Genomic DNA, 25378 nt, shown 5'->3' on the forward strand with positions numbered 1-25378 from the left:
TGGTGGCCGCCACGGAAATGTGCCGGCAAATTGAACAATGCCGGGCAGTTTGGCACGACCGTTCGTTTTATGGCTGTCCGGGCTGCGACAAGCCGAGTTGTTCGTTCAGATTTTGAAGCTGATCCTGCAGCGCGGCCACGGTGTTTTCCAGCGTGGCCACACGGCGCGTGAGGTTGATCAGCTCGTCTTCGGTGGCGGCACTGGTGGCGGTTTGCGGGGCTTGGGTCAGCAGGGCAGCGTCCACCGGCCCGCACAGCAGGTGGGCCCAGCGCTGTTCGCGCGCGCCCGGTGCGCGCGGCAGCTTCACCACCAGCGCACCGCCTTTGTCGTCGCTGCGGTCCTGCAGCTCTTCCAGGAAAGCGTCGACCGAGGCGATGTCGAGGAATTTGTACCAGCGCTCGGTGTTCAGCCGCAGTTCACCTGCGGTCTGCGGGCCGCGGAGCATCAGCATGCCCAGCAACACGGCCGATTGTTCGGGCACGGCCACGGCGCGCATGAAGTTGTGTTCGTAGCGCGTCACGCGGCTGCCGCTGCTCTCCAGCACCAGGTGCAAGGCGCGCAAGGCATCCAGCGCTTCAAGCACGGCTGCGTCCGCCAGGTTCATCACCGGCTCGCGGCTGGACTTCTGGTTGCAGCCGGTCACCAGCGTGTTGAGCGTGAGCGGGTAGCTGTCGGGCACGGTGCGCGCCTTTTCCATGAGCGTGCCGAGCACGCGGGCCTCGGCGAGCGAGAGCGGGCGCTGCTGAAAATCGTGGCCGCGCGGGCGGCCGTTGGAGGGGGCTTGCAGGTCTGAGGTCATTACACTTCCCGGCCATGTCTGGCGTGAACAAAAACATCGTGATTCTGATCTCCGGAAGTGGCTCCAACATGGCCGCCATCGTGGAGACATCCCTCAAACAACGCTGGCAAGCCCGTCTCAAGGCGAGCGTGGTGGCCGTGATCAGCAACAAGGCCGGTGCGCAGGGGCTGGCCTGGGCGCAGGAGCGGGGCATTGCAACGGCCTCGCTGGACCACACGGCCTACGCCAGCCGCGAGGCCTTTGACGCCGCGCTGATGGCCGAGATCGACCGCCATGCACCCACGCTGGTGGTGCTCGCCGGCTTCATGCGCATCCTCACGCCCGGCTTCGTGCAGCACTACGAGGGCCGGCTGGTCAACATCCACCCCAGCCTGCTGCCGGCGTTCACCGGCTTGAAGACACACCAGCGAGCGATCGACATGGGCTGCCGCTTCGCCGGCGCCACGGTGCACCGGGTGACCAGCGAACTCGACCACGGCGAGATCCTGGATCAGGCGGTGGTGCCGGTGCTGCCGGACGACACGGCCGAGGCGCTGGCGGCGCGGGTGCTGACGCAGGAGCACGTCATCTACCCGCGGGCGATCGGAAAACTGCTCTTTGCCTGAGGTGACTGGCGCCCTCTCCCGCTGGGAGAGGGCTGGGCTGAGGGCACGCTCTCAAACGCCCTTGGCGAACACCAGGCCTGCGTGCTCCCGCATCGCATGGAACTTGATCTTCGGCCAGTTTGCCTCCACCGCGCGCAGCGTGGCCGCGTGGTCGACCAGCAGCGTGGGCGCGTCCACCGCGTCCAGCGCCACACGGTGGCTGTTGGCGTCGATGAAGCGCTTGAGCTCGTTCTCGCCGCCGTTCTCGGGCGCGCAGGTCACCCAGCGTGCCACCTGGTAGGGGCTGTTCATGATGCGGGCCTTCACGCCGTATTCGTGCTCCAGCCGGTGTGCCACCACCTCAAACTGCAGCTGACCCACGGCGCCCAGCAGCAGCACCGAGCCGGCCACCGGGCGGAACACCTGGATCGCACCTTCTTCGCCGAGCTGCGTCAGGCCCGAGCGCAACTGCTTGCTGCGCAGCGGGTCGGCCACTTCGACGCTGCGGATGATTTCCGGCGCGAAGAAGGGCAGGCCGGTGAACTGCAGGCTCTCGCCTTCGGTGAGCGTGTCGCCCAGCTGCAGCACGCCGTGGTTCGGGATGCCGATGATGTCGCCGGCAAAGGCCTCGTCGAGCAGTTCGCGCCGTTGCGAGAGAAAACTCACCACGGTGTTGGGCCGCAGGTCCTTGCCCGAGCGCACCACCTTGAGCTTCATGCCGCGCTCGAAATGGCCGCTGGCCACGCGAACGAAGGCGATGCGGTCGCGGTGCGCCGGGTCCATGTTGGCCTGGATCTTGAACACCACGCCGCTGAACTTGGGCTCGTCGGGGTGCACGGTGCGCTGGATCGCGGGGCGGTCGCCGGGCGGCGGCGCCAGGTCCACCAGTGCGTCGAGCACCTCGCGCACGCCGAAGTTGTTGACCGCCGAGCCGAACAGCATCGGTGTTTGGCGCCCGGCCAGGAACTCGGCTTCATCGAACGCGGGTGAAGCGCCCGCCACCAGTTCGAGTTCGTCGCGGGCCTGCTCGAACTCGGAGCCGAAGCGCCGCACGCTCTCGGGGTTGTTCAAGCCCACCAGCACATCCTCGTCGCCGCCGCGGCGGTCTTCACCGGCCGCGAACACGCGCATCTGGTCGGTGCGGCGGTCGAACACGCCGCGGAAGGTCTTGCCCATGCCCACCGGCCAGGTGAAGGGCACCACCGTCATGCCGAGTTCGCGTTCGAGCTCGTCCATCAGGTCCAGCGGCGCCTGCACCTCGCGGTCCATCTTGTTCACGAAGGTCAGGATTGGCGTGTTGCGCGCACGGCAGACCTGCAGCAGGCGGCGCGTCTGCGGCTCCACGCCGTTGCCCGCGTCGATCACCATCAAGGCGGCGTCCACGGCCGTGAGCACCCGGTAGGTGTCTTCAGAAAAGTCCTGGTGACCCGGCGTGTCCAGCAGGTTGATCACGCAGTCGCGGTATTCCATCTGCATCACGGACGAGGCCACCGAAATGCCGCGTTGCTTCTCGATCTCCATCCAGTCGCTGGTGGCGTGGCGCGCGGCCTTGCGCGCTTTCACACTGCCGGCGATGTTGATCGCGCCGGAGAACAGCAGCAGCTTCTCGGTGAGGGTGGTCTTGCCCGCGTCGGGGTGGGAAATGATGGCGAAGGTGCGGCGGCGGCGCACCTGTTGGGAAAGTTCGGACATAACCTCTGATTATCCCTGTGCAGAGAGCGACTCCCGCGCGCGTGCCCCAACCCAGAGATGCCGTGGAACCGGCTCCGCCGGGCCACAGGGATCGTCCCCCTGGGGGGAAGCCGCGTCAGCGGCGCAGGGGGGAGACAATACCGCCCATGCACCCCAAAGCCCTCCTGGACGAAAGCGCCACCCTGATCGAACAGGTCTTCAAGTTCGAACACCCCACCGACGCCGTCGTTGCCCGCCACTTTCGCGAGAACCGCTCGCTCGGTTCTCGCGAGCGCGCCACGCTGTCCGACACCGTTTACAAAATACTTCGCGAGCGCCTCAAGCTGGAATGGCTGGCCCGCTCGGGCAGTGGCTCCAAGTGGCGCCGGCTGGCGATCCTGGCGTTCCCCGGCGACCGCGATTTCATAAAGAGCGCGCTCACCGAGCCCGAGAAAACCTGGCTCGACCACTGCGATGCCGTCAAAGATGCCGACCTGATGGCGCAGCACCGCCACAACCTGCCCGACTGGCTGGCCGCCGCTTTGCGCGAGCAGGTGGGGAACGAATTTGACGCCTTGGTGGCCAGTCTGAACCAGCCCGCGCCGCTGGACCTGCGGGTGAACGTGCTCAAGGCCAAGCGCGAAGCGGTGCTGGCCACGTTGCAAAAAGCCGGTCTGGTCGGTGAGGCCACACCCTTTTCGCCGCTGGGCATCCGCCTGCAGGGCAAACCGTCACTGGCCAAGCTGCCCGCGTTCACCGAGGGTGAGGTCGAGGTGCAGGACGAAGGCTCGCAGCTGCTGGCTTTGCTCGTGGACGCCAAGCGCGGCGAGATGGTGGTGGATTTCTGCGCCGGTGCCGGCGGCAAGACCCTGGCCATTGGCGCGGCCATGCGCAACAGTGGCCGGCTCTACGCGTTTGACACCTCCGGCCACCGGCTCGACGCGCTCAAGCCGCGCCTGGCCCGCAGCGGCCTGTCCAACGTGCACCCGGTGGCGATCGCCCACGAGCGCGACGACCGCATCAAACGCCTGGCCGGCAAGATCGACCGTGTGCTGGTCGACGCTCCGTGTTCGGGCCTGGGCACACTGCGACGCAGCCCCGACCTGAAGTGGCGTCAGAACCCCCAGACGGTGGCGGCGCAGGCCGAGTTGCAGTTGGCCATCCTGAACAGCGCGGCCCGCCTGCTCAAGCCGGGTGGACGGATGGTGTATGCCACCTGCAGCCTGCTGAAAGAGGAAAACGAAGCCGTCTGCGCTGCGTTTGAGCTGGCGCATGCCGACTTCGAGGTGGTGCCGGTGTCTGGTTTACTGGACACGGCGAACGTCCAGAATGCTGCTGCCCTGTGTCAGGGCGACGAAGGGCGCTGGCTTCGCCTGTGGCCACATCGGCATGCTACGGATGGCTTCTTTGCCGCCGTCTGGCGGAAAAAGCCTTGAAAAGCCGTCAATTCACTTGATCTCAGGCAGTAGTTTCCACATTCGGGGCTGGATACCGGTTGGTGTTTGGCACCCCCGGCCTTAAAATCAGAGGCGCTACTGCTCCGGGTGTTCTGGAGCCCACTCGGTATCCATCCGCCGCCTTGGGCGGTCTATTGGGAAATCAATGTCTTCTTCCGACTTCGGTATTTTTTCGTCCCTTTGGGACGGCCTCATCCAGTTCCTTGCGCACGGTCTGACCGGCGCCACCTGGTGGCAGGCCATGATCGTGGCCCTGGTGTTCACCCACATCACCATCGCCAGCGTCACCATCTATCTGCACCGCCACCAGGCCCACCGATCGCTGGACCTGCACCCCATCGCGTCGCATTTCTTCCGCTTCTGGCTCTGGATGACCACCGGCATGGTCACCAAGGAATGGACCGCCATCCACCGCAAGCACCACGCCAAGTGCGAACACGAAGGCGACCCGCACAGCCCGGTGGTGTTCGGCATCAAGAAGGTGTTCTTTGAAGGCAGCGAGTTGTACCGCTCGGAAGCCAAGAACCAGGAAACCCTGGACCGCTACGGCCACAACACCCCCAACGACTGGATCGAACGTGTGGTCTACACCGGCCGTTCACGCCTGGGTGTGACCCTCATGATGATCATCAACATCGCGCTGTTCGGCGTGCTGGGCGTGACCGTCTGGGCGATCCAGATGATCTGGATCCCGATCACGGCCGCCGGCATCATCAACGGCATCGGCCACTGGTGGGGTTACCGCAACTTTGAAGCGACCGACGCCAGCACCAACGTGTCACCTTGGGGCATCCTCATCGGCGGTGAAGAGCTGCACAACAACCACCACACCTACCCCACGTCGGCCAAGCTCTCGGTCAAGCCCTACGAATTCGACATTGGCTGGATGTACATCAGCATGCTGAGTTCGGTCGGCCTGGCCTCGGTCAAGAAGCTTCCTCCCAAGATGGCGTTTGGTGCTGTCAAACCGGTGGCGGACGAAAAAACGCTGGAGGCGATCATCGCCAACCGCTACGAAGTGATGGCAGGCTATGCCCGCGAGATGCGCACAGCCTGCAAGCGCGAGCTCGAGGCGCTGCAGCAACGCAGGGGCGATGCCACCGTGTTGCAGTCGGCCCGCCAGTGGCTGCACCGCGACGACGACAAGGTGCCCGCCAGCGTCAAGCCCCAGTTGGCCCAGGTGCGCGCAGAGCACCCCGTGCTCGACAAGATGGTGACCATGCGCGAAGAGTTGCGAGCCCTGTGGTCCAGCACCACCGCCACGCGAGAGCAGCTGGCCACCGACCTGCAGGCTTGGTGCCGCCGTGCGGAAGAGAGCGGCATCGCTGCGCTGCGCGACTTCTCCATTCGCCTGCGCTCGGCCCACGCCTGAACTTGACCGCCCAATAAAAAACCACCCTGCGGGGTGGTTTTTTATTGGGCAACTGGTTTTCATTGGCGCACAAAAAAGCCGCTGGGTCACAGCGGCTTTTTGTTGGAAGAGATCCCGCTTATTTCAGCTTGATTTCTTTGTAGTCCACATGCTTGCGAGCTTTGGGATCAAATTTCTTGATCAGCATCTTCTCGGGCGTGGTCTTCTTGTTTTTGGTGGTGGTGTAGAAGTGGCCGGTTCCAGCGGTGGATTCCAGCTTGATCTTCTCGCGTGCGCCTTTGGTTGCCATGTTCGGTTCTCCTTAAGCTTGACCGCGTGCGCGCAGGTCGGCGAGCACGGCGTCAATGCCGTTTTTGTCGATCAGGCGCAACGCCGCACCGGAGACGCGCAGACGCACCCAACGGTTTTCGGTCTCGACCCAGAAACGGCGGTATTGCAGGTTCGGCAGGAACCGGCGCTTGGTTTTGTTGTTGGCGTGGGAAACATTGTTCCCGACCATGGGCTTCTTGCCCGTGACGTCGCAGACGCGTGCCATGAGGACACTCCGATCATTCAAACAGCTGTGGACCGCGACCGGACGATGTTCCGTGTCTGGCCCGTTCAGCCTCACCTCGCCAGGAAAGGGTGGCGGTAACCCGAATCTGCTGTGGCTCCCAAGAACCGGTCAATCTCAGCAAAGCCCGCGATTATAGCCAATCGGCTGTCTCGCGGGGTTGGCGGCGTTCAAGAAGCGCTTTGCTCCAGGAAACGCTGGGCATCCAGGGCGGCCATGCAGCCCGTGCCGGCGCTGGTGATGGCTTGGCGGTACACGTGGTCCTGCACGTCGCCCGCGGCGAACACGCCCGGCACGCTGGTCATGGTCGCCATTCCTTGCAGGCCGGAGCGGGTCGTGATGTAACCGTCCTTCATGTCGAGTTGGCCTTTGAAGATGTCGGTGTTGGGTTGGTGCCCGATGGCGATGAAGCAGCCTTTGAGCGCAAGGTCTTCGGTGTCGCCGGTCTTCACGCTCTTGAGGCGCACACCGGTCACGCCGGTCTGGTCACCCAGCACTTCGTCCAGCGTGCTGTGCAGCTTGAGTTCGATCTTGCCGGCGGCCACCTTCTCCATCAGCTTGTCGATCAGGATGGCTTCGGCCTTGAAGGTATCGCGCCGGTGCACCAGCGTGACCTTGCTCGCGATGTTGGAGAGGTACAGCGCTTCTTCCACAGCGGTGTTGCCGCCGCCGACCACGCTGACTTCCTGCCCACGGTAGAAGAAGCCGTCGCAGGTGGCACAGCCCGAGACGCCCCTGCCCATGAAGGCTTCTTCGGACGGCAGACCGAGGTATTTGGCGGATGCGCCGGTGGCGATGATGAGCGCGTCGCAACTGTATTCGCCGCTGTCGCCCTTGAGCACGAAGGGACGTTTGCTGAAGTCCACCGCATTGATGTGATCGAAGATCATTTCGGTCTTGAAGCGCTCGGCGTGTGCTTGAAAGCGCTGCATCAGATCGGGGCCCTGCACACCGTCGGCGTCGGCTGGCCAGTTGTCCACGTCGGTCGTGGTCATGAGCTGGCCGCCTTGTGCGATGCCCGTGATCAGCACCGGGTTGAGGTTGGCGCGAGCGGCGTAGACCGCGGCGGTGTAGCCGGCGGGGCCGGAGCCCAGGATCAGTACTTTGGCGTGTTTCATGGTGCAAGTCCCCATCGGATTCAGGGGCAAGTGGTTTAGAGTCGGCGGTTACATTGGTGCGTCAGGTCAGAAGCCTGCGGAGCAGGGGACCATGACTTCAGGTCATTGTATGAAACGGCGCTGCAGGCGCTTCCCAGAACAAGGAATACACGCATGTCGATACTGTCCAATCTCGATCTGATCCGCCGGGTGCCGCTTTTTTCAACCCTGACGCAGGCCCAGGCCGAAGGCGTTGCAGATGCGGTCATCAAGCGCCGTTTCAAGCGGGGCGAATGCATCGTCGAGCAGGGCAAGAAGTCGAACTGTCTGGCGATCGTGCTCACCGGCCGCGCGCGTGTGGTGACCACCGATTCCCGCGGTCGCGAGGTGATCCTGGCCACCATGAACCCCGGCGACTACGTGGGCGAGATGAGCCTGATCGACAACCAGCCGCATTCGGCCACGGTCAAGGCCGAGGTGCAGACCGATGTGTTGATCCTGGGCCGTGCCGAGTTCGCCCGCTGTCTGCCCGAGAACAGTTCCATGGCCTACGCGGTCATGAAGGGCCTGGTGCAGCGCCTGCGCCACGCCGACCGCAAGATCGAATCGCTGGCGCTGATGGATGTCTATGGTCGGGTGGCGCGTGCACTGCTCGAGTTCGCCCAGCCCGACAAGGACGGCCAGCTCACCATCAAGGACCGGGTCTCGCGCCAGGATGTGGCCAAGATGATCGGCGCCTCGCGCGAGATGGTCAGCCGCGTCATGAAGGACCTGGAAGACCGGGGCTTCATCGAGATGGCGGAAGATGGCAGCACCATCATCAAGGAACGGCTGAATTCCCTCGGCTGAACCGTTGGGCCACCGACGTGTGGCCAGGTCTGCAAAGGCTGTAATGGAGCGGGCTTGGGGTAAGCTTGCTGCTGGACATTTGAACAGCCCATGACCTACTCACTGAACACCCTCAACGCCGACCGTGCGGGTCAACCGCAGGTCGGCGTTTCCCGTTTTGCCCAGGAGATCGGCCTGGTGCTGGGTGCGGCCGCGCTGGCCTTTTGGTTGCTGGCCTTGCTGAGCCACTCGTTGGCCGACCCGGCCTGGAGCACCACCGGCACCGCCACCGAGGTGGGCAACTGGGGTGGCCGACTCGGCGCGCTGCTGGCCGACTGGAGCTACTACTTGTTCGGCTTCTCGGTCTGGTGGTGTTTTCTGGTGGGCGTGCGGGCCTGGTTGTCCGCACTGGCCGGCTGGATTCGCGGCACGCGCGCCGACGCGGGTGACGAACAGGATGCGCGCATCTGGCAGCGCCCCTGGGCGCGCCGCGGTCTGTTCTGGCTGGCCCTGATCACCCTGATGGCCGCGAGCACGGTGCTGGAGTGGAGTCGCCTCTACCGGCTGGAAGCGCTGCTGCCGGGCCATGCGGGCGGTGTGCTCGGCCACGGCCTGGGCGCTTTCTCCATGCGCTGGCTCGGTTTCACCGGCTCGGCGCTGACCATGCTGGCGCTGCTGCTGGTGTGCCTGCCGCGCGTGTTCCGTTTTTCCTGGGGCCATTGGGCCGAAGAGGTGGGTCACACACTGGACGGCTGGTTCGAGGCACGCCGCGAAAAACGCGAAGCGGTGGAAGACCAGCGCATCGGCGAGAAGGCTGCGCGCGAACGCGAAGAGGTGGTGAAGGTCGAGCGGGTGGAAATTGAAGAGCACCACCCCATGCCGGTGGTGATCGAGCCCACGCTGGTCGATGTGCCCAAGAGCGAGCGTGTGGCGAAAGAACGCCAGAAACCGCTGTTCACCGAACTGCCCGACAGCAAGCTGCCGCAGGTGGACCTGCTCGACAGCGCGCCGGTGCACCAGGCCGGCGTGGACAGCCAGACGCTGGAGATGACCAGCCGCCTGATCGAGAAAAAGCTCAAGGACTTTGGTGTGGACGTGCGTGTGGTCGCCGCAGCACCGGGCCCGGTGATCACGCGCTACGAGATCGAGCCCGCCACCGGCGTGAAAGGTTCGCAGATCGTCAACCTCGGGCGCGACCTGGCGCGTTCGCTCTCCCTGGTCTCCATCCGCGTGATCGAGACCATCCCTGGCAAGAACCTGATGGCGCTGGAGCTGCCCAACGCCAAGCGCCAGACCATCAAGCTCAGCGAGATCCTGGGATCGGCCGTCTACAACGACGCCAAGTCCATGTTGACCATGGGCCTGGGCAAGGACATCGGTGGCCAGCCCATCGTGGCCGATCTGGCCAAGATGCCGCACTGCCTGGTGGCCGGCACCACCGGTTCGGGCAAGTCGGTCGGCATCAACGCCATGATCCTGTCGCTCCTGTACAAGGCCGACGCGCGCGACGTGCGCCTGTTGCTGATCGACCCCAAGATGCTCGAGATGAGCGTCTACGAAGGCATTCCGCACCTGCTCGCGCCCGTGGTCACCGACATGAAGCACGCGGCCAACGGCCTGAACTGGTGTGTGGCCGAGATGGAAAAGCGCTACAAGCTCATGAGCAAGCTGGGCGTGCGCAACCTCGCGGGTTACAACGTCAAGATCGACGAAGCGGCGGCGCGCGGCGAGTTCATCGGCAACCCGTTCAGCCTCACGCCCGAGCAGCCCGAACCACTGGAGCGCCTGCCCTACATCGTGGTGGTGATCGACGAGCTGGCCGACCTGATGATGGTGGTGGGCAAGAAGATCGAAGAACTCATTGCCCGCCTGGCGCAGAAGGCGCGCGCGGCCGGCATCCACCTGATCCTGGCCACGCAGCGTCCCAGCGTGGACGTGATCACCGGCCTGATCAAGGCCAACATTCCCACGCGCCTGTCGTTCCAGGTCAGCAGCAAGATCGACAGCCGCACCATCCTCGACCAGATGGGCGCCGAGAGCCTGCTGGGCATGGGTGACATGCTTTACATGCCGTCGGGTACAGGATTCCCGATCCGGGTGCATGGTGCGTTTGTGAGCGATGACGAAGTGCACCGCGTGGTGGCCTACCTGAAGGAACAGGGTGGCGAGCCCAACTACATCGACGGCGTGCTCGAAGGCGGCGTGTCCGATGGCGAGGGCGGCGACCTGTTCGGCGAAGGCGGCGGTGAGGGCAACGGAGAAAAAGATGCTCTCTACGATCAAGCGGTGGAAATCGTCATCAAGGACCGCAAGGCCAGCATTTCCTATGTGCAGCGCAAGCTCAAGATCGGCTACAACCGTGCCGCCCGCTTGCTCGAAGACATGGAAAACGCAGGCTTGGTGAGCGCCCTCACATCGAGCGGGCAGCGGGACATCCTGGTGCCGGCACGCGGCGAATGACGCTGGCTTGAACCGAGCCGGCCCAACCGGATCAGATGTCCATGATGAAAAAACTGTTGCTTCTTTGTTCTCTGTGTCTTGCCACTGTCGGCGCTTCGGCCGATGGCCTTCAGGATCTCGAAAAATTCCTGCGTGAGGTGAGCAGCGGCAAGGCCGGCTTCACCCAGGTGGTGACCTCACCCAAGCGCGCCACCGAAACCGTGGCGCGCAGCAAGACGTCGACCGGCACCTTCGAATTCCTGCGGCCCAACCGTTTCCGGTTCGAATACACCAAACCGTTCGAGCAGACCATCGTGGCCGATGGCCAGACGCTGTGGTTGTACGACGTGGACCTGAACCAGGTCACGGCCCGCGGCCAGAAAGAGGTGCTGGGCAGCACGCCTGCGGCCCTGATCGCAGCAGGCACCGATCTCAAAGGCCTGTCGGATGCCTTCGACCTCAAGCCCGGCGCGGCCAGAGATGGCCTGGAGTGGCTGGAAGCCAAGCCCAAGGACCGCAACGGCCAGCTGCAGATGGTTCGCGTGGGCTTCAGGCAGGGCCAGCTTTCGGTGCTCGACATCGAAGACAGCCTCGGCCAGCGCTCGGTGCTCACCTTCAACGGCTGGCAATCCAACGCGCCGCTGAAGGCCGCCGACTTCAAGTTCGAGCCACCGGCGGGCGCTTCGGTGATGCGGCCCTGAAACCTGTGCCCGCCCCCAGCCCCCACGCGCCCCTGGCCGAGCGCCTGCGTCCGCGCAACCTGGCCGAGGTGATCGGCCAGCAACACATGCTGGGTGAGGGCATGGCGCTGCGCCTGGCGTTTGAGTCGGGCCAACCTCACAGCTGCATCCTCTGGGGCCCACCCGGCGTCGGCAAGACCACCATCGCTCGGCTCATGGCCGACGCGTTCGATGCCCAGTTCCTCACCATCAGCGCGGTGCTCGGTGGTGTGAAAGACATCCGCGAAGCGGTGGAGCGTGCAGAAGCGGCGCGCACCGGGCTCTCGCCGCAGCGCACCATCCTGTTCGTGGACGAGGTTCACCGCTTCAACAAGAGCCAGCAGGACGCCTTTTTGCCGCACGTGGAGAGTGGCCTGTTCACCTTCATTGGCGCCACCACCGAAAACCCGTCGTTCGAGGTCAACTCGGCCCTGCTCTCGCGCGCCGCTGTGTATGTGCTGCAGCCCCTGTCCGAAGACGACCTGAAGCTGATCGTGACCAAGGCACAAGCCATCGACGCGGTACCCGCCATCGAATCGGCGGCCATCGACCGGCTGATTGCTTACGCCGACGGCGATGCCCGCCGCCTGCTCAACACGCTTGAAACGTTGTCGGTGGCAGCCGGCAGCGAGAAGCTCGCCGAGATCACCGACGCGTGGTTGCTCAAGGTGCTGGGCGAGCGCATGCGCCGCTACGACAAGGGCGGCGACCAGTTCTACGACACCATCAGTGCGCTGCACAAAAGCGTGCGCGGCTCCGATCCAGACGCGGCGCTGTACTGGTTCGTGCGCATGCTCGACGGCGGCGCCGACCCGCGCTACATGGCGCGGCGTTTCATCCGCATGGCCAGTGAAGACATCGGCCTGGCCGACCCGCGCGCCCTGCGGCTGGCGCTGGACGCGGCCGACGTGTACGAACGTCTGGGCAGCCCCGAAGGTGAGCTGGCTTTGGCCGAGTGCGTGATCTATCTCGCCGTGGCGCCCAAGAGCAATGCGGTTTACAAGGCCTTCAACGAAGCCAAGGCCTGGGTCAAGAAGGACGGCACACGCCCGGTGCCCATGCACCTGCGCAATGCGCCGACCAAGCTCATGAAGGCGCTGGACCACGGCAAGGGATATCGCTACGCGCACGACGAGGAAGGCGGGTTTGCTGCGGGTGAACGTTATCTGCCCGAGGGCATGGCCGAACCCGGTTTCTACCGGCCGGTGGACCGCGGTCTGGAGCTGCGCATCGCCGATAAGCTGCGCGAACTCAAGAATCGCAACAATCAAAAGATCTAATGTCCCGGCAAACGCGCTGATGCAAGCGCGGTGTGCACACGCGCGTTTGGGGTAAACCCTTGTTCGCTAAGGGCTTACACGCATGCAGGCCCCAAAAGCGCCTCATTACAATCCGTCCACCAACCCGCAGTCTGTCCTGTTCCAAGGTCAGGTCTGGCGGGTTTTTTGCTAGGTTGAAACCGGCCAGCGCCACAAGCGCCTCTCGGCCTGTCACACACACGGAGAACCTCATGGAAGTTTTGCTACAGCAGATCATCAACGGTCTGGTGCTGGGCAGCATGTATGCGCTGGTGGCCCTGGGTTACACCATGGTCTACGGCATCATCGGGCTGATCAATTTCGCCCACGGCGATGTCCTCATGGTGGGGGCCCTCACCAGCTGGACCATCATCGGCGTGATGCAGGACGCCACACCCGGCATGCCGGGCTGGCTCGTGCTTCTGCTGGCGGTGATCATCGCCATGGTGGTCTGCGCCACCCTCAACTTCACGATCGAGAAGCTGGCCTACCGGCCGCTGCGCAACTCGTCCCGGTTGGCGCCGCTGATCACTGCCATCGGCATGTCGCTGCTCTTGCAGACCTTTGCCATGATCATCTGGAAGCCCAACCCCAAGTCGTACCCGAACATGCTCCCCACCGAGCCGGTGGCGTTCGGCGGCGCGGTGATTTCCATCACGCAGATCACCATCCTGGCCACCACGGTCATCACGCTGGCTTTCCTGATGTGGCTGGTCAACCGCACCAATCTGGGTCGCGCCATGCGGGCCACCGCCGAAAACCCGCGCGTGGCGGCGCTCATGGGCATCAAGCCCGACGTTGTCATTTCCGCCACCTTCATCATCGGGGCCATGCTCGCGGCCATTGCGGGCGTGATGTGGGCTTCGAACTACGGCACCGTGCAACACGCCATGGGTTTCATGCCCGGCCTCAAGGCCTTCGTGGCCGCGGTCATGGGCGGCATCGGCAACCTCGCCGGTGCGGTGGTCGGGGGCATTGCCCTGGGCCTGATCGAATCGCTGGGCGCCGGGTACCTCGGCAAGCTCACCGGCGGCGTGCTGGGCAGCCAGTACACCGACATCTTCGCCTTCATCGTGCTGGCCGTCGTGCTCACGCTGCGCCCCTCGGGCCTGCTGGGTGAACGTGTGGCCGATCGCGCCTGACCGCCAGGAGACATCACATGATGAACACGAAAACCGGCAAATTCATTGCCTTCGCGCTGGCCGCCGTGGCGCTGCTGTTGCTGCCCATCATCCTGCAGTCCACCGGCAGCAACTCGTGGGTGCGCATTGTCGACATCGCGTTGCTCTATGTGCTGCTGGCCCTCGGCCTGAACATCGTGGTCGGCTACGCCGGCCTGCTCGACCTGGGCTACATCGCGTTCTTCGCGGTGGGCGCCTATGTGTTCGCCTTGCTGGGTTCGCCCCACCTGACCGACACCTTCCCCGCCATCAAGGCCATGTTTCCGGACGGCATCCACTACAGCATCTGGATCGTGATGATCGTGGCCGCTTTGGTGGCCGGCATCGTCGGCATGATCCTGGGCGCCCCCACGCTGAAGCTGCGCGGCGACTACCTGGCCATCATCACCCTGGGCTTCGGCGAGATCATCCGCATCTTCCTGCTCAACATGGACCGACCGGTGAACATCACCAACGGGCCCAAAGGCATCAGCCAGATCGACACCATCTCGGTGTTCGGAGTGGATCTGGGCAAGCGCCTGACCATCGGCGACTACACCTTCCAGCCGGTCACGCTGTACTACTACCTGTTCCTCTTCTTCGTGGTGATGGCCATCGTCATCTCGTACCGCCTGCAAGACTCGCGCATCGGCCGCGCGTGGATGGCGATTCGCGAAGACGAGATCGCTGCCAAGGCCATGGGCCTGAACACCCGCAACCTCAAGCTGCTCGCCTTCGGCATGGGCGCGTCGTTCGGCGGCGTGTCCGGCGTGCTGTTTGCTTCGTTCCAGCGCTTCGTGTCGCCCGAGTCCTTCTCGCTCATGGAGTCGGTGATGGTGGTGGCCATGGTGGTGCTGGGCGGTATCGGCCACATTCCGGGCGTGGTGCTCGGCGCCTTGCTGCTGGCGGGTTTGCCCGAGCTGCTGCGCCATGTGGCGCACCCGCTCACGGCCATGACCGACGGCCGCCTCGCCCCTGAAATCCTGCGCCAGTTGCTCATTGCACTGGCCATGGTGATCGTGATGCTCATCCGTCCCAAAGGCTTGTGGCCCGCCCCCGAGCACGGCAAGTCCTTGTCCAAGTGAGCGGAGCAACTTCAATGACCGAAACCATCCTCAAAGTTGCCAATGTCTCCAAACGCTTCGGTGGGCTGCAAGCCCTCAGCGATGTGGGCATGGAAATCAAACGCGGTCAGGTGTATGGCCTGATCGGCCCCAACGGCGCCGGCAAAACCACCTTCTTCAACGTGCTGACCGGGCTGTACACGCCCGACAGCGGAACGTTTGAACTCGCCGGCAAACCCTACACGCCCAGCGCGGTGCACGAAGTGGCCAAGGCCGGCATCGCACGCACCTTCCAGAACATCCGCCTGTTCGCTGAAATGACGGCGCTGGAGAACGTGATGGTCGGGCGCCATGTGCGCACGCACTCGGGTCTGATCGGCGCTGTGCTGCGCACGCCCGGTTTCAAGCGCGAAGAAGCCGAGATCACGGCACGCGCGCGCGAACTGCTGGCCTATGTGGGCATCGAAAAGTTCGCCGACTACAAGTCGCGCACGCTGAGCTACGGCGACCAGCGCCGGCTGGAAATTGCGCGAGCGCTGGCCACCGATCCGCAGCTGATTGCGCTGGACGAACCCGCCGCCGGCATGAACGCCACCGAAAAGGTGCAGTTGCGCGAGCTGATCGACCAGATCCGCAACGACAACCGCACCATCCTGCTGATCGAACACGACGTGAAACTGGTCATGGGCCTGTGCGACCGGGTGACGGTGCTCGACTACGGCAAACAGCTCTCGTCGGGCACGCCCGCCGATGTGCAGCGCGACCCCAAGGTGATCGAGGCCTACCTCGGCACCGGCGGCCACTGAACCAGGACCGACACATGGCAAACACACTCCTCAAAATCAGCGGCCTGAAGGTCGCCTACGGCGGCATCAAGGCCGTCAAGGGCATCGACCTGGAAGTGAACGAAGGCGAGCTGATCTCGCTGATCGGCTCCAATGGCGCGGGCAAGACCACCACCATGAAGGCAGTGACCGGTTCGCTCGCGTTTGAAGCTGGCGACATCGAGTACATGGGCCAGAGCATCAAGGGCAAGGGCGCCTGGGACCTGGTGAAACAGGGTCTGGCCATGGTGCCGGAAGGCCGTGGCGTGTTCACGCGCATGACCATCACCGAAAACCTGCAGATGGGCGCCTACATCCGCAACGACAAGGCCGGCATCGCGCAGGACATCGAGAAGATGTTCAACATCTTCCCGCGTCTGCGCGAACGCAAGGACCAGCTCGCCGGCACCATGAGCGGTGGCGAGCAGCAGATGCTGGCGATGGCGCGTGCGCTCATGAGCCAGCCCAAGGTGCTGCTGCTGGACGAACCGTCCATGGGTCTGTCGCCTATCATGGTCGACAAGATCTTCGAGGTGGTGCGTGACGTGTCCAAGCAGGGCGTGACCATCCTGCTGGTGGAGCAGAACGCCCGGCGCGCGCTGCAGATCGCCGACCGGGGTTACGTGATGGACTCGGGCGAGATCATCATGACCGGCAAGGGTCGGGACATGCTCGACGACCCGAAGGTGCGGGCTGCTTACCTGGGTGAATGACGAGCCTGCCGCCGCTTCGGCAGCGGCAGGGTCGACGTCGAGACGTTACTGCAGAAACCCGATGCGGCTCTTGCCCGCACCCGCCTTGGGCAGGTCGTCGGGCTCCACGCGGTAACGGTTGTCCAGCCGGGCATTGCCGAAGGCCGTGACCAGCGCGCGGCGCATGTCGCGCGGTGCCAGCACCGCCAGCCGGTCCAGCACGTCGTCGCCTGGCACCGGGTCGAAGTGTTGCCCCCAGTCGTGTTCACCCAGGATGCCGCGGTACAGGTGGGCGGCGATCTTGCGCGCGGCTTCCAGCGTGGGGGGTGCGATCTCGAACACGTTCATGCGGTTCATGATCGGCTCGGGGATGCTGCGTTCGTTGTTGGCGGTGGTCACCCAGATCACCTGGCTGGCGTCGATCGGCACCTCGGCGAATTCGTCCACAAAGTTTTGTGCCGTGTCGTGTTCCAGCAGGCTGTAGAGCGCTCCCAGCGGGTCGTACTGCGCATCGGCATTGGCCTTGTCGATCTCGTCGACGACGATCACCGGGTTGGCGTACTGGCCGTCCACCAGCGCCTCGAACACCTTGCCCGGCTTGGCGCCTTTCCACTGCGAAGACGAACCCGAGAGCAGCCAGCCTGCGGTCATGGAGCTCATGGGGACCAGGCTCATGCTGGTGCCCAGCAGGTCGGCCAGTTGTTTGGCGAAGTGGGTCTTGCCCACGCCCGGCGGGCCGAGCAGCAGGATGGGGGTGACTTCCAGGCTGTCGCGGCTGTCCTGGCTCAGCGCCACGTGGCGCTTCACGTCGTCGAGCACTTCCCCAAAATTGGGCAGCAGGTCGTACAGCGGGGCCATGTCGGGCACGCCCGAGGGTTTGACGGCAAAACGTTGCGGGCCGCGCTCCAGCATGCGCTGCCAGGTGTTGCGCAGGCTTTCGTATTCGCGCTCGTTGCCGCTGGCCTGCAGTTTGGCCAGCCTGCGCTCGACCTCGTCGGCGCTGAACACGCTGCGCATCTGGGCGATGGGCAGACCAAGTGGGGGTGAAGCGACCAGGCTGCGTGAGCTCATGCGGTTCTCCTTGAAGGTTCAGTGGCAGTTTCATTCAAGCACAAGATGTGCCGGCCATGAACACCGAAAAGCCCCACAAATGCACCGCTGAACGGTGCATTGGCCAGGTCCGTGCAAAGTCGCGCAGAACCGTTTGAACGATGGCGGGCAGCAGAAACGACAAAGCCACCCGGAGGTGGCTTTGTTCGGAGGCCCGGTGCTTCAGGCTTGGCCGGTGATGACCTGCTGCAGTTCGCCGGACTGGTACATCTCCATCATGATGTCCGAACCACCGACGAATTCGCCCTTGACGTAGAGCTGCGGAATGGTCGGCCAGTTGCTGTATTCCTTGATGCCCTGGCGCACTTCTTCGTCTTCGAGCACGTTCACGGTCTTGAGCGTTTTGGTCTCGACGCCGCAGGCCTTGAGGATCTGGATGGCGCGGCCGGAGAAGCCGCACATGGGAAAACTCGCGTTGCCCTTCATGAACAGCACGATGTCGTTGGATTTGACCAGTTGGTCGATTCGGGTTTGGGCGTCGCTCATGGCTGAAAGGTCCTTCTGCGGATGGGTCTGGAGTGACCCGGGAACGGCTTGCATTATCGCCGTTGTGGCCATTGCCCGCCGCTGCAGCGTTCGATGGCCGCAAGGTCGGTGCGGCTGCTCACCTGCCCGAACCCGGCGGCTTGCAGCAGGCTGCGAACCGCGCCAGCCTGGTCAAAGCCGTGTTCGATCAGCAACCAGCCGCCGGGCAGCAGCGCCTGCGGCGCGTGGGCCACGATGGTTCGGATATCGTCCAGGCCGTCGGCGCCGGCCGTGAGTGCGCTCAAGGGTTCGTGTGCGAGGGCGGCGAGGTGCGGGTCGCGCTCGGCGATGTAGGGCGGGTTGGTGACGATCACATCGAAACGCTGGCCGGGCACGGCGCCCAGCCACGAACCGGCGTGAAACTGCACCGGGAGCGCCAGGCGCTGCGCATTGCCTCGGGCCACCGCGAGGGCGTCTTCGCTGGCGTCGGTGGCGCTCACCGAAGCGAAGGGACGCTGCGCGGCCATCGCGAGTGCAATGGCGCCGCTTCCGGTGCCCAGGTCCAGCAGGCGGACTGCGCTGTTGGCCGCGTCCACCTTTTCAAGCGCCCAGTTCACCAGCGTCTCGGTGTCGGGTCTGGGCACCAGCACGCGCGGGTCCACCTGCAGTCGCAGACCGAAGAACTCCTGGTCACCGCGCAGGTAGGCCATGGGTTCGCCGCGCTGGCGCCGTTGCACCAGCGCGTCCAGGCGCGCGGCCGCATCGGCTGGCAGCGCATCGCCGTCGTGCGCCATCAGCCAGGCGCGGTCGTGGGGTGCGCGCTGCAGGGCGAGCAGCAGCAGCATCTGCGCGTCGATGCGCTCCAGGCCGTCGCGCTGCAACCGCACCAGGATCTCGCGCAGGGTGGCGTTCATCACACGCCGTTGCGCTGTTCGAGCTCGGCCAGCAGCTCGGTGCCGCGCGCCACCTGCAGGGCGTGAACCATCTCGTCCAGATCCCCTTCCATCACCTGCAGCACCTTGTAGAGCGTGAGATTGATGCGGTGGTCGGTGGTGCGGCCCTGCGGGAAGTTGTAGGTGCGGATGCGGTCGCTGCGGTCGCCGCTGCCGATCAGGCCCTTGCGCGTGGCGGCTTCCTTCGCGGCGCGCTCGCTGCGGTCTTTTTCCTGCAGCCGCGCGGTCAGCACCTGCAGGGCCTTGGCCTTGTTGCTGTGCTGGCTGCGGCCGTCCTGGCACTCGGCGGTGATGCCGGTGGGCAGGTGGGTCACGCGCACGGCCGAGTCGGTCTTGTTGATGTGCTGGCCGCCGGCGCCGCTGGCGCGGTAGGTGTCGATGCGCAGCTCGCTCGGGTTGAGCTTCACCGCCTCGGTTTCGTCGGGCTCGGGCATCACGGCCACGGTGGCTGCGCTGGTGTGGATGCGGCCTTGGGTTTCAGTGGCGGGCACGCGCTGCACGCGGTGGCCGCCCGACTCGAAACGCAGCCGGCCGTAGGCGCCGGGGCCGGCCACGCGCAACACCACCTCCTTGTAGCCACCGAGTTCGCTGGGTGATTCGCTCACCGTCTCGACCTGCCAGCCCTGCTTTTCTGCGTAGCGGGTGTACAGGCGTGCCAGGTCGCCAGCGAACAGCGCCGATTCGTCGCCGCCGGTGCCGGCCCGAATCTCCACGAAAGCATTGCGCTCGTCGTCGGGGTCCCTGGGCAGCAGCAGCTGCTGCAGCTCGGTGTCGAGCCGGTCCATGTCGGCCTGCGCGGTGTCGATTTCCTCGCGGGCCATGTCGGCCATGTCGGCATCAGCCAGCATCTCGTTGGCGGCGGCCAGATCGGCTTCGCGCTGCAGGTAGCGGTTGAACACCTCGACCACGGTGGAGGCGTCGGCGTGTTCGCGGCTCAGCGTCTTGAAGCGCTCCAGGTTGTCCACCACGTCGGGCGCGGAGAGCAGGGCGTCGAGCTCGTGCAGGCGGGCGCGTTGGCGCAGCAGGGTGTCGCGGACGAAGGGTTTCATGGGTGGTGAATGTCGGTGTCGGCGGGCAAGCCATCCGGCGGCAACGAACCGCGGATGGCCATGCCTTGGGGCAAGCCGCTAGGCCTGCGGATCGCGTGGCGACCTGGCCGAAGATTCGCGCAAAAAGAGGCGCGAGACGGTTTGTGCGGTGGCCGTTCGTGCGGCGCTGTCACCGGTGTGCAGCTCGGCCAGCGTGCCGTGCAGCATCTTCTGGGTGAGGCCTTTGGACAAGGCTTCGAGCACGGCTTCCACCGGTTCGCCCTTGGCCAGCATGCGGCGTGCGCGGGCGAGCTCCACCGCGCGCCACTCATCGGCCTGTGCGTTGATCTGCTGGATCAGGGGCACCACGCCGCTGGCGGGGTTGCGTTGCTCCATCCAGTTCATGAAGCTGGCCACGCCGGCGTCGATGATCACCTCGGCCTGGGCCACGGCGGCCTGGCGGTTCTCTTTGCCGGTCTGCACCACGGTGGCCAGGTCGTCCACCGTGTAGAGGTACACGTCGGTCAGCGCCTTCACTTCAAATTCGATGTCGCGCGGCACGGCCAGGTCGACCATGAACATGGGGCGGTAGCGGCGTTTCTTCAGAGCCCGCTCCACGGCACCCAGGCCGATGATGGGCAGCGTGCTGGCGGTGCAGCTGATGACGGCGTCGAACTCGTGCAGGCGGTCGGGCAGGTCGGCCAGGCGGATCACCTGCGCGCCAAAGCGGTTGGCCAGTTTTTCGCCGCGCTCCAGCGTGCGGTTGGCGATTGCCATGCTCTTGGGCGTTTTGGCGGCGAAGTGGGTGGCGGCGAGTTCGATCATTTCGCCCGCGCCGACGAACAGCACGCGGATGTCTTTCAGGTCTTCGAACAACTGCGAGGCCAGGCGCACAGCGGCGGCGGTCATGCTGATGGAGTGGGCGCCGATTTCGGTGGAGCTGCGCACCTCCTTGGCCACGGCAAACGAGCGCTGGAACAACTGGTGCAGCGTGCTGCCGAGCGCTCCCGCGTCGTTGGCCGCGCGCACGGCGTCTTTCATCTGGCCCAGGATCTGCGCTTCGCCCAGCACCATGCTGTCCAGACCGCTGGCCACGCGAAACGCGTGGCGGGCGGCCTGGTCGTCGCGCAGCACATAGGCGTGGTCGCGCAGCACATGGGTGCTGACGCCACCGGTCTGGGCCAGCCAGTCCAGCGTGGGGTCCACGGCGGACGCGTCGCCCGCGCCGTAGAGCTCGGTGCGGTTGCAGGTGGAGAGCAGGGTGGCCTCGGGTTGGCGCGCCAGACTCTGGCGGTAACCGTCGAGCGTGGGCTGGATCTGGTCGAGCGCAAACGCAAAACGGCCCCGCAAATCGAGCGGAGCCGTGTGATGGTTGATGCCGAGGGTCCAGACAGACATGCGCGGATTATAAAATTGATCGCTTATGCATGTCACTGTCAACTCTCAATGACACCTTTGTCTGTCTTGGCCCATCTCGCGGGTTTTGTGGCGCCCGCGCTGGGCGTGGGTATGTTCTTGTGGGCCGGCCTGCGCATCCGCCGGAAAAGCCGACCGGGTATTGGCAGCGCCATGCAACTTTCGCTGCTGTGTGTTGCCGGTATTGGGGTGCTGCTCGTGGGTCTGGTGTACTTTGGCCGCGACGGCAAGATCGCCACCTACGCGGCCCTGGTGCTGGTTCAGGGCACGTTGGCCTGGTGGCTGCGCGGGCGCTGAATCGGGCGCCGATTCAGGCGCCCGGCGCGAACAGATCCACGCGGTCGGTGATGATGCCGTCCAGGCCCAGATCCAGCAGGCGCCGGGCCGCCCAGTCGTCGTTCACCGTGTAGGCCAGTGTGCGCAGGCCGTGTTCGCGGGTGGTGGCCACCAGCGCGGTGTCCCACAGCGCGTGGTTGCAGACGATGGCCACACACTCCAGCGAGCGGGCCACGTCCAGCCAGCCATCCCACAATGTGTCCAGCAGCAGGCCGCGCGGCAGTTCGGGCGCGGTGAACATCGCGCCTTGCAAGGCTTCGGGCCGGAACGAGGTGAGCAGCGGGAGGCGGTCCGGTTGGTCTTTCCACAACCGCTGCGCTGCAGCCGCCACGGCCCGGCCGGTTTGCGCTTCCAGGCCCGGTGTGGGCTTGATCTCGATGTTGAGCCAGCAGGCGTTGGCCTGGCAAAAACGCGCCACGCCTTCCAGCGTGGCCAGGGGTTCCCCCGCGAAGCCGCGTGAATGCCAGCTGCCCGCGTCGAGCTGGCTCAAGGCACTCCACGACTGGTCGCCGCCGATACCTCGGCCGTTGCTGGTGCGGTTGAGCGTGTCGTCGTGCAGCAGGAACACCACGCCGTCGGCACTGAGCTTGGCGTCGCACTCGAACATGCGGTAGCCGTGGGAGGCGCCCAGCCGGAACGCGGCCAGGGTGTTTTCAGGCGCGAGCTTTCCCGCGCCGCGGTGGGCAATCCAACGGGGATAGGGCCAGGCCGCTTTCTGATCCGCCACGTTCACACCCGCTTGCCTGTCTCAGCGTCAAACCAATGCAGCCGATCCAGCCGCGGCTGGGCTTGGATGGTGCTGCCCACCAGCGGTGCGCCCTGGTCCTCGTGGGTGCGGATGATGAGCTTTTCGTCGCCCAGGCGCACATGCACCAGGCGCTCGGCACCCAGCAGTTCCACGGTATCCACGTGCAGGGCCCAGCCTTCGGTGCCGATGTCCAGGTGCTCGGGGCGCACGCCCAGAATCTGGCCTGGTTTGCCGCCCGGGGCGTTCTTGAGCAGGTTCATGGGCGGCGAGCCGATGAAGCTGGCGACGAACGTGGTGGCGGGGCGCGAGTACACCTCCTCGGGGGTGCCGAACTGCTCCATGTTGCCGGCGTTCATCACGATCATGCGTTCGGCCAGGGTCATGGCCTCCACCTGGTCGTGCGTGACGAACAGGCTGGTGATGCCAAGTTCGCGGTGCAGCTTCTGGATCTCCAGGCGCGTCTGGGCGCGCAGCTTGGCGTCGAGGTTGGACAGCGGCTCATCAAACAGGAACACCTGAGGCTGGCGCACGATGGCGCGGCCCATGGCCACGCGCTGGCGCTGCCCGCCCGAGAGTTCGCGCGGCTTGCGCTCCAGCAGGTGACCCAGCTCCAGGATGCCGGCGGCCTTGTCCACACGCTGCTTGATCTCGGCGATCGGCACTTTCTTGATCTTCAAGCCATAGGCCATGTTGTCGAACACGGTCATGTGCGGATACAGCGCGTAGTTCTGGAACACCATCGCGATGTCGCGCTCGGCCGGCTCCAGTTCGTTGACGACACGCTCGCCGATGCAGATGTCGCCACCGCTGATTTCTTCGAGCCCGGCGACCATGCGCAACAGGGTGGATTTGCCGCAACCCGACGGGCCGACGATGACAATGAATTCGCCGTTGGAGATTTCGGCATTGACGCCGTGGATGACTTGCAGCTCGGTCTTGCCGGAGCCATAACGTTTGACGACGTTGCGCAGGGAAATGGAGGCCATGTTTGTCTTTACTTTTCGGTGTCTACCAGGCCCTTGACGAACCAGCGTTGCATGAAGATCACGACCAGCGCCGGCGGCAGCATGGCCAGGATGGCGGTGGCCATCACCACGTTCCATTCGGTGTACGAATCCCCCGAAATGAGCCGCTTGATGCCCATGACCACCGGGTACATGGATTCTTCCGTGGTCACCAGCAGCGGCCACAGGTACTGGTTCCAGCCGTAGATGAACTGGATCACGAACAGCGCGGCGATCGAGGTCTTGGACAGCGGCAGCAGCACATCCTTGAAGAAGCGCATGGGGCCCGCGCCGTCCATGCGCGCCGCCTCCACCAGCTCATCGGGCACGGTCAGGAAAAACTGCCGGAACAGGAAGGTGGCGGTGGCCGACGCAATGAGCGGCACCGTCAAACCGGCGTAGGTGTTGAGCATGCCCAGGTTGGCCACCACCTCGTAGGTTGGACCGATGCGCACTTCCACCGGCAGCATCAGGGTCACGAAGATCATCCAGAACACCAGGTTACGCATCGGGAAGCGGAAATACACGATGGCAAAGGCCGAGAGCAGCGAGATGGCGATCTTGCCGATGGTGATCACCAGCGCGCTCACCAGACTGACCCACATCATGGGCGCAGCCGCGGGAATGCGGCTGCCGGCTTCCGTTTCGCCACCGAAGAGCGCGGTGCGGTAGGTTTCCAGCATGTTGTTGCCGGGCACCAGCGACATGGGGAAAGACTGGGCAATCTGCTCCGAGGTCTGCGTGGAGCCGACCAGGGTGATGTAGAGCGGGAAGCCGACGATGAGCACGCCGAGGATGAGAACGACGTGGGACAGGACCGTGAGGCCGGGGCGTTTTTCGATCATCAGTACTGCACCTTTTTCTCGACGAAGCGGAACTGGATCACCGTGAGCGTGATGACCACCACCATGAGCACCACCGACTGCGCGGCCGAGCCGCCCATGTCGAGCGCCTTGAAGCCGTCGTAGTAGACCTTGTAGACCAGGATGGCCGTGTCCTTGCCCGGGCCACCCTGCGTGGTGGCGTCGACGATGCCGAAGGTGTCGAAGAAGGCGTAGACGATGTTGATCACCAGCAGGAAGAAGGTGGTAGGCGAGAGCAGCGGGAACACGATGGACCAGAAGCGGCGCCACGGGCCCGCACCGTCGATGGCGGCGGCTTCAATCAACGATTTGGGAATCGACTGCAGGCCGGCCAGGAAGAACAGGAAGTTGTAGGAGATCTGCTTCCACACGGCAGCCGCCACGATCAGGGTCATGGCGTGGTCGGCGTCGAGCAGGTGGTTCCACTCGATGCCCACCGCGCGCAGGTAGTAAGCCACCACGCCCATGGGCGAGGCGAACATGAACAACCACAACACGCCGGCCACCACGGGCGCCACGGCGTAGGGCCAGATCAGCAGCGTCTTGTAGACGCCCGAACCCTTGAGCACGCGGTCGGCGTACACGGCCAGCAGCAGGGCAATCGACAGACCGATCACGGCCACCAGGAGCGAAAACACCGCGGTGGTGGTAAAGGAGGCGAGGTAGGTGTCGTCGGCCCACAGACGCCGGAAATTCTCCAGGCCCACGAACTCGGTGGACAGGCCAAAGGGATCCTGGGTCAACAGGCTCTGGTACAGCGCCTGGGCGGCGGGCCAGAAAAAGAACACCAGCACGATGGTCATCTGCGGCGCGATCAGCGCCCAGGGCAGCCACGAGGACTTGAACCGAACACGTTTTTCCATGGGGCTCTCAGTTCAAAAAAGGAGAGGACATTCAA

General features: G+C 64.7%; 26 protein-coding genes. 12 read left to right on the plus strand and 14 right to left on the minus strand.

Features of this window, described 5'->3' with window-relative positions; all coding sequences use genetic code 11:
* Positions 1–67: 67 nt before the first annotated feature.
* Positions 68–799 (minus strand): YceH family protein, encoded by a 732-nt coding sequence (locus tag BSY239_RS02790; RefSeq protein WP_069045497.1) that lies wholly within the window; start codon positions 797–799, stop codon positions 68–70.
* 14 nt (positions 800–813) lie between these two features.
* Here BSY239_RS02790 and purN point away from each other — a divergent pair, with 14 nt between their 5' ends.
* Positions 814–1404, plus strand: a complete 591-nt coding sequence (purN, locus tag BSY239_RS02795) for a phosphoribosylglycinamide formyltransferase (protein WP_069045498.1) — start codon at positions 814–816, stop codon at positions 1402–1404.
* A gap of 51 nt (positions 1405–1455) precedes the next feature.
* Here the strand turns inward: purN and BSY239_RS02800 are convergent, their stop codons facing one another.
* Positions 1456–3075 (minus strand): peptide chain release factor 3, encoded by a 1620-nt coding sequence (locus tag BSY239_RS02800; protein WP_069045499.1) that lies wholly within the window; start codon positions 3073–3075, stop codon positions 1456–1458.
* Between the two features lie 146 nt (positions 3076–3221).
* On the opposite strand from BSY239_RS02800, the gene BSY239_RS02805 reads away from it, so the two are divergent.
* Together BSY239_RS02805 and BSY239_RS02810 are read left to right on the plus strand one after the other, a co-directional pair.
* Positions 3222–4490: an RsmB/NOP family class I SAM-dependent RNA methyltransferase gene (locus BSY239_RS02805; RefSeq protein WP_069045500.1), complete on the plus strand. Its 1269-nt coding sequence runs from the start codon at positions 3222–3224 to the stop codon at positions 4488–4490.
* A 166-nt stretch (positions 4491–4656) separates the two neighbouring features.
* Entirely contained in the window at positions 4657–5883 is a 1227-nt protein-coding gene (locus BSY239_RS02810) for a DesA family fatty acid desaturase (protein WP_069045501.1), read from the plus strand.
* 118 nt (positions 5884–6001) lie between these two features.
* On the opposite strand, the gene rpmG is transcribed toward BSY239_RS02810, so the two are convergent.
* From rpmG to trxB, 3 genes are all read right to left on the minus strand, one after another.
* Entirely contained in the window at positions 6002–6172 is a 171-nt protein-coding gene (rpmG, locus tag BSY239_RS02815) for a 50S ribosomal protein L33 (RefSeq protein WP_056269543.1), read from the minus strand.
* 12 nt (positions 6173–6184) lie between these two features.
* Positions 6185–6418: a 50S ribosomal protein L28 gene (gene rpmB, locus BSY239_RS02820; protein ID WP_069045502.1), complete on the minus strand. Its 234-nt coding sequence runs from the start codon at positions 6416–6418 to the stop codon at positions 6185–6187.
* 188 nt (positions 6419–6606) lie between these two features.
* Positions 6607–7554: a thioredoxin-disulfide reductase gene (trxB, locus tag BSY239_RS02825; protein ID WP_069045503.1), complete on the minus strand. Its 948-nt coding sequence runs from the start codon at positions 7552–7554 to the stop codon at positions 6607–6609.
* Positions 7555–7707: 153 nt separating this feature from the next.
* Here trxB and BSY239_RS02830 point away from each other — a divergent pair, with 153 nt between their 5' ends.
* The 8 genes from BSY239_RS02830 to BSY239_RS02865 all read left to right on the plus strand — a co-directional run bounded on the left by BSY239_RS02830 (position 7708) and on the right by BSY239_RS02865 (position 16578).
* A complete protein-coding gene (locus tag BSY239_RS02830; protein ID WP_069045504.1) occupies positions 7708–8382 on the plus strand; it encodes a Crp/Fnr family transcriptional regulator in 675 nt (224 codons plus the stop codon).
* 90 nt (positions 8383–8472) lie between these two features.
* The gene (locus tag BSY239_RS02835; RefSeq protein ID WP_069045505.1) at positions 8473–10821 is read left to right on the plus strand and encodes a DNA translocase FtsK; all 2349 of its coding nucleotides are present in this window, start codon (positions 8473–8475) and stop codon (positions 10819–10821) included.
* A 44-nt stretch (positions 10822–10865) separates the two neighbouring features.
* Positions 10866–11501, plus strand: coding sequence for an outer membrane lipoprotein chaperone LolA (lolA, locus tag BSY239_RS02840; RefSeq protein WP_069048734.1), 636 nt, complete (start codon positions 10866–10868; stop codon positions 11499–11501).
* Positions 11498–12799, plus strand: a complete 1302-nt coding sequence (locus BSY239_RS02845) for a replication-associated recombination protein A (RefSeq protein WP_069048735.1) — start codon at positions 11498–11500, stop codon at positions 12797–12799. The genes lolA and BSY239_RS02845 overlap by 4 nt, the downstream gene beginning before the upstream one ends.
* Before the next feature lie 230 nt (positions 12800–13029).
* Positions 13030–13959, plus strand: coding sequence for a branched-chain amino acid ABC transporter permease (locus tag BSY239_RS02850; RefSeq protein WP_069045506.1), 930 nt, complete (start codon positions 13030–13032; stop codon positions 13957–13959).
* A 17-nt stretch (positions 13960–13976) separates the two neighbouring features.
* The gene (locus BSY239_RS02855; RefSeq protein ID WP_069045507.1) at positions 13977–15062 is read left to right on the plus strand and encodes a branched-chain amino acid ABC transporter permease; all 1086 of its coding nucleotides are present in this window, start codon (positions 13977–13979) and stop codon (positions 15060–15062) included.
* A 14-nt stretch (positions 15063–15076) separates the two neighbouring features.
* Positions 15077–15847 (plus strand): ABC transporter ATP-binding protein, encoded by a 771-nt coding sequence (locus BSY239_RS02860; protein ID WP_069045508.1) that lies wholly within the window; start codon positions 15077–15079, stop codon positions 15845–15847.
* 14 nt (positions 15848–15861) lie between these two features.
* A complete protein-coding gene (locus tag BSY239_RS02865; protein WP_069045509.1) occupies positions 15862–16578 on the plus strand; it encodes an ABC transporter ATP-binding protein in 717 nt (238 codons plus the stop codon).
* A gap of 45 nt (positions 16579–16623) precedes the next feature.
* Here BSY239_RS02865 and BSY239_RS02870 read toward each other — a convergent pair whose 3' ends face one another.
* The 5 genes from BSY239_RS02870 to hemA all read right to left on the minus strand — a co-directional run bounded on the left by BSY239_RS02870 (position 16624) and on the right by hemA (position 21511).
* Positions 16624–17628 carry an AAA family ATPase gene (locus BSY239_RS02870; RefSeq protein ID WP_069045510.1) on the minus strand — a complete coding sequence of 335 codons (1005 nt, stop codon included), beginning with the start codon at positions 17626–17628 and terminating at the stop codon, positions 16624–16626.
* 201 nt (positions 17629–17829) lie between these two features.
* Positions 17830–18153: a Grx4 family monothiol glutaredoxin gene (gene grxD, locus BSY239_RS02875; protein WP_069045511.1), complete on the minus strand. Its 324-nt coding sequence runs from the start codon at positions 18151–18153 to the stop codon at positions 17830–17832.
* Positions 18154–18206: 53 nt separating this feature from the next.
* Positions 18207–19046, minus strand: a complete 840-nt coding sequence (gene prmC / locus BSY239_RS02880) for a peptide chain release factor N(5)-glutamine methyltransferase (RefSeq protein WP_172823062.1) — start codon at positions 19044–19046, stop codon at positions 18207–18209.
* Positions 19046–20134, minus strand: a complete 1089-nt coding sequence (prfA, locus tag BSY239_RS02885) for a peptide chain release factor 1 (RefSeq protein WP_069045513.1) — start codon at positions 20132–20134, stop codon at positions 19046–19048. Before prfA ends, prmC begins: the two co-directional genes overlap by 1 nt.
* A gap of 78 nt (positions 20135–20212) precedes the next feature.
* The gene (gene hemA, locus BSY239_RS02890; protein ID WP_069045514.1) at positions 20213–21511 is read right to left on the minus strand and encodes a glutamyl-tRNA reductase; all 1299 of its coding nucleotides are present in this window, start codon (positions 21509–21511) and stop codon (positions 20213–20215) included.
* Between the two features lie 57 nt (positions 21512–21568).
* On the opposite strand from hemA, the gene BSY239_RS02895 reads away from it, so the two are divergent.
* Positions 21569–21826, plus strand: coding sequence for a hypothetical protein (locus BSY239_RS02895; RefSeq protein WP_156775395.1), 258 nt, complete (start codon positions 21569–21571; stop codon positions 21824–21826).
* Between the two features lie 13 nt (positions 21827–21839).
* Here BSY239_RS02895 and ugpQ read toward each other — a convergent pair whose 3' ends face one another.
* The 4 genes from ugpQ to ugpA are packed head-to-tail and all read right to left on the minus strand — an operon-like array spanning position 21840 to position 25343.
* A complete protein-coding gene (ugpQ, locus tag BSY239_RS02900; RefSeq protein ID WP_069048736.1) occupies positions 21840–22592 on the minus strand; it encodes a glycerophosphodiester phosphodiesterase in 753 nt (250 codons plus the stop codon).
* 2 nt (positions 22593–22594) lie between these two features.
* Entirely contained in the window at positions 22595–23599 is a 1005-nt protein-coding gene (ugpC, locus tag BSY239_RS02905) for a sn-glycerol-3-phosphate ABC transporter ATP-binding protein UgpC (RefSeq protein ID WP_069045516.1), read from the minus strand.
* Between the two features lie 8 nt (positions 23600–23607).
* Positions 23608–24462: a sn-glycerol-3-phosphate ABC transporter permease UgpE gene (ugpE, locus tag BSY239_RS02910; protein WP_069045517.1), complete on the minus strand. Its 855-nt coding sequence runs from the start codon at positions 24460–24462 to the stop codon at positions 23608–23610.
* Positions 24462–25343, minus strand: a complete 882-nt coding sequence (gene ugpA / locus BSY239_RS02915; protein ID WP_069045518.1) for a sn-glycerol-3-phosphate ABC transporter permease UgpA — start codon at positions 25341–25343, stop codon at positions 24462–24464. The genes ugpE and ugpA overlap by 1 nt, the downstream gene beginning before the upstream one ends.
* Between the last annotated feature and the right edge of the window lie 35 nt (positions 25344–25378).

The organism is Hydrogenophaga sp. RAC07, from assembly GCF_001713375.1.
GTDB lineage: Bacteria > Pseudomonadota > Gammaproteobacteria > Burkholderiales > Burkholderiaceae_C > Hydrogenophaga.

Excerpts from the sequence above, each read along its gene's own strand:
- BSY239_RS02810 (WP_069045501.1), top strand. The coding sequence starts at position 4,657 with ATGTCTTCTTCCGACTTCGGTATTTTTTCGTCCCTTTGGGACGGCCTC.
- BSY239_RS02835 (WP_069045505.1), top strand. The coding sequence starts at position 8,473 with ATGACCTACTCACTGAACACCCTCAACGCCGACCGTGCGGGTCAACCG.
- prmC (WP_172823062.1), bottom strand. The coding sequence starts at position 19,046 with ATGAACGCCACCCTGCGCGAGATCCTGGTGCGGTTGCAGCGCGACGGC.
- rpmG (WP_056269543.1), bottom strand. The coding sequence starts at position 6,172 with ATGGCAACCAAAGGCGCACGCGAGAAGATCAAGCTGGAATCCACCGCT.
- lolA (WP_069048734.1), top strand. The coding sequence starts at position 10,866 with ATGAAAAAACTGTTGCTTCTTTGTTCTCTGTGTCTTGCCACTGTCGGC.
- BSY239_RS02865 (WP_069045509.1), top strand. The coding sequence starts at position 15,862 with ATGGCAAACACACTCCTCAAAATCAGCGGCCTGAAGGTCGCCTACGGC.
- ugpA (WP_069045518.1), bottom strand. The coding sequence starts at position 25,343 with ATGGAAAAACGTGTTCGGTTCAAGTCCTCGTGGCTGCCCTGGGCGCTG.
- trxB (WP_069045503.1), bottom strand. The coding sequence starts at position 7,554 with ATGAAACACGCCAAAGTACTGATCCTGGGCTCCGGCCCCGCCGGCTAC.
- prfA (WP_069045513.1), bottom strand. The coding sequence starts at position 20,134 with ATGAAACCCTTCGTCCGCGACACCCTGCTGCGCCAACGCGCCCGCCTG.
- BSY239_RS02870 (WP_069045510.1), bottom strand. The coding sequence starts at position 17,628 with ATGAGCTCACGCAGCCTGGTCGCTTCACCCCCACTTGGTCTGCCCATC.
- BSY239_RS02800 (WP_069045499.1), bottom strand. The coding sequence starts at position 3,075 with ATGTCCGAACTTTCCCAACAGGTGCGCCGCCGCCGCACCTTCGCCATC.
- BSY239_RS02805 (WP_069045500.1), top strand. The coding sequence starts at position 3,222 with ATGCACCCCAAAGCCCTCCTGGACGAAAGCGCCACCCTGATCGAACAG.
- purN (WP_069045498.1), top strand. The coding sequence starts at position 814 with ATGTCTGGCGTGAACAAAAACATCGTGATTCTGATCTCCGGAAGTGGC.
- ugpC (WP_069045516.1), bottom strand. The coding sequence starts at position 23,599 with ATGGCCTCCATTTCCCTGCGCAACGTCGTCAAACGTTATGGCTCCGGC.
- BSY239_RS02860 (WP_069045508.1), top strand. The coding sequence starts at position 15,077 with ATGACCGAAACCATCCTCAAAGTTGCCAATGTCTCCAAACGCTTCGGT.
- grxD (WP_069045511.1), bottom strand. The coding sequence starts at position 18,153 with ATGAGCGACGCCCAAACCCGAATCGACCAACTGGTCAAATCCAACGAC.
- rpmB (WP_069045502.1), bottom strand. The coding sequence starts at position 6,418 with ATGGCACGCGTCTGCGACGTCACGGGCAAGAAGCCCATGGTCGGGAAC.
- ugpE (WP_069045517.1), bottom strand. The coding sequence starts at position 24,462 with ATGATCGAAAAACGCCCCGGCCTCACGGTCCTGTCCCACGTCGTTCTC.
- BSY239_RS02830 (WP_069045504.1), top strand. The coding sequence starts at position 7,708 with ATGTCGATACTGTCCAATCTCGATCTGATCCGCCGGGTGCCGCTTTTT.
- hemA (WP_069045514.1), bottom strand. The coding sequence starts at position 21,511 with ATGTCTGTCTGGACCCTCGGCATCAACCATCACACGGCTCCGCTCGAT.
- BSY239_RS02790 (WP_069045497.1), bottom strand. The coding sequence starts at position 799 with ATGACCTCAGACCTGCAAGCCCCCTCCAACGGCCGCCCGCGCGGCCAC.
- BSY239_RS02850 (WP_069045506.1), top strand. The coding sequence starts at position 13,030 with ATGGAAGTTTTGCTACAGCAGATCATCAACGGTCTGGTGCTGGGCAGC.
- BSY239_RS02855 (WP_069045507.1), top strand. The coding sequence starts at position 13,977 with ATGATGAACACGAAAACCGGCAAATTCATTGCCTTCGCGCTGGCCGCC.